Origin of the sequence: Lyngbya sp. CCY1209 (assembly GCF_035615495.1) — a bacterium.
Lineage (GTDB): Bacteria > Cyanobacteriota > Cyanobacteriia > Cyanobacteriales > Microcoleaceae > Limnospira.
On the sequence record NZ_JAJENU010000693.1, the window covers coordinates 1 to 2,219 of the forward strand.

1 protein-coding gene is annotated in these 2,219 nt (G+C 57.3%); it reads right to left on the reverse strand.

All coding sequences use genetic code 11. The features are described from left to right. Positions 1 to 2,219, reverse strand: a 2,219-nt coding sequence (locus tag LKE08_RS28785) for a S8 family serine peptidase (protein ID WP_324707739.1), incomplete at both ends; no start/stop codon positions are given.

The following is a 2,219-nucleotide window of genomic DNA, read 5'->3' on the forward strand; positions in this document are numbered from 1 at the left end:
ATTGCCGGTTTGCACGTCCCAGGCTTCGGGGGCGTCGATGTCCGCGTCGGGGGTGCCCCCGGTCTGTCCGGTGTTGTCCAACCCCCACAGTTGGGAAAATTCCGGATCGTTGGGGATGGTGGAATTGATGTTGACGATGTAATTGGGTTCGATATATTCGATCGCGGGATGCTCGTTGAAGGTGGCGACGGCATTCTCTACGTCACCTTCGATCTGCCACAGTTGAACTCCCGAGTTTTGGGTGGTTTCGACCACTTCGGCGCCCAGTGTGTTGAGAATATCATTGCGATCGCCCGAATCGGCACCGGACTTGAATTTGACGATCACCTGATTCCGCGCATATTCGGCATCGCGGGGAATTTCGCTGCGACGGTCGGACTCGGATGCCAAGTCCCCGGACACCTGCTCGCGGGCCATCTCAATCGATTCGCCTTCGGAGGTACCACTCCCTTCGCCACCGGTGGGATAACTCTGCTTCCATCCCTCTTGTTGTTCCTCCCGGATGGTGTAAGTCCCCTCGAACAGACCCGTGAAAGTATATTCGCCGTCGGAATTCGTGACCGCAGAGGGCTCCTCGGGGTCGAGTTGGCTGTTATTGTTTTCGTCGATGTAGATCGTCCAGTCCGACAGGGCGGGTTCACCTTCATCCTTGACGCCATCGGCATTCAAGTCATTCCACTTGACGCCCGAAATGCTGCCGCCAGATTCGGACTCGACGTTGCCGAAGTCGATATCGAGGACATCCTCGCCCTCACCCACATCCACCGTATGGCTGCCGGGGGCAGTCCCGGTGAAGGAGAAGTTGTCCAGCAAAACGCCGGAATCGATAGCAGTATCTCCCACATCGACGGCTCCGACACCGATGTTATAGGTTCCGTCGGCGGTAAAGGTGTGGGTGTAGGTTCCCCATCCGGTTTCACTCCAGAAACTCGTTCCGGAGGGCACCAGAGGGGTGAAAGTATTGGCCACCGTATCGCCGTCCGACTCCACGGAGACGAAGGCGAAGTCGTTGAAGGGCGATTCGGAACCTTCGTTGGTGAGGAAGTTGTAATCGAAGCTGATTTCATCTCCCGCCTTCACCGTCAGGGTTTGCTTGATGGCGGAACCTTCCGTGGCGTCGCCGTTGCCCAAACCGTCCAGGATGCCCCCCGGCAAATTCAGGAAGGCTTCCAAGTCGGCGTCACTTTGAGAACCGTCGCCATTGGTCACCAAAGCTTGATAGGTACCCTCCGTGGGGTCGGAACCGAAAGCGTCGGTTTTGACGGATGTGTCTCCCCGGGTTTCCCAACCCGTCAGATCTCCCGTTTCAAAACCGGTATTTTTGAGACTGCCGGGATAGGTTTGCTGCCATCCGTCTTGCAGTTCCTCCGCCACTTCGTAGGTGCCGGGTTCCAGGTTGTCGAAGGTATAATTTCCGTCGCCGTCGGTGACGGTGGAGGGTTCTTCGGGGTCGAGCTGGCCGTTATTATTTTCGTCAATGTAGATTGTCCAGTCTGCCAAACCGGGTTCGTCGTCATCCTTGTCGCCGTCAGTATCGAGGTCGTTCCACTTCTGGCCGGAGATGCTGCCCGGTTCGTCGGGGGAAACGGCAGTGTTCGCATTCAAACGCCCCCCCGTCACCATCAGTCCGTCCAGGGCCGGAATTTCATCCACCGTGTCGAGGATGCTCTGTTTGACTTCCCCAGGAGACAAGCTCGGGTCTTGGGACAACAGCAAACTCGCCACCCCGGCAACGTGGGGAGCCGCCATCGAAGTGCCGTCGTAACTGGCGTATCCGTCGCCGGGAACGCTGCTGAAGATATCGACTCCGGGAGCTGCCAAGTCTACACTGGTGGCTCCATAGTGGGAGAACGATGCCAACTCATCATTGTGGTCGGTGGCGGCGACAGAAATGATATTCTCAGAATCGTAGCTGGCGGGATTGAAGGGATAAACATCATTGTCTGAATCATAGTTTCCCGCCGCCGCCACGAACACTTGTCCGCTGGCACCGGCCGCATCGATCGCATCCTGAAGGGCGCTCGAAGAAAAATAGCCGCCCCAACTGTTGTTGGTCAGGTCGGCTCCCATCATCGTGGCGTATTCCACCGCTTGGATGGCGTTGAAAATGGTTCCCGAACCCGAATCGTTCAGAAACTTGACCGCCATAATTTGGGCGTCCCAACTGACTCCGGTGACTCCCACGCCATTATCGCCCTGGGCGGCAATGGTGCCGGCGA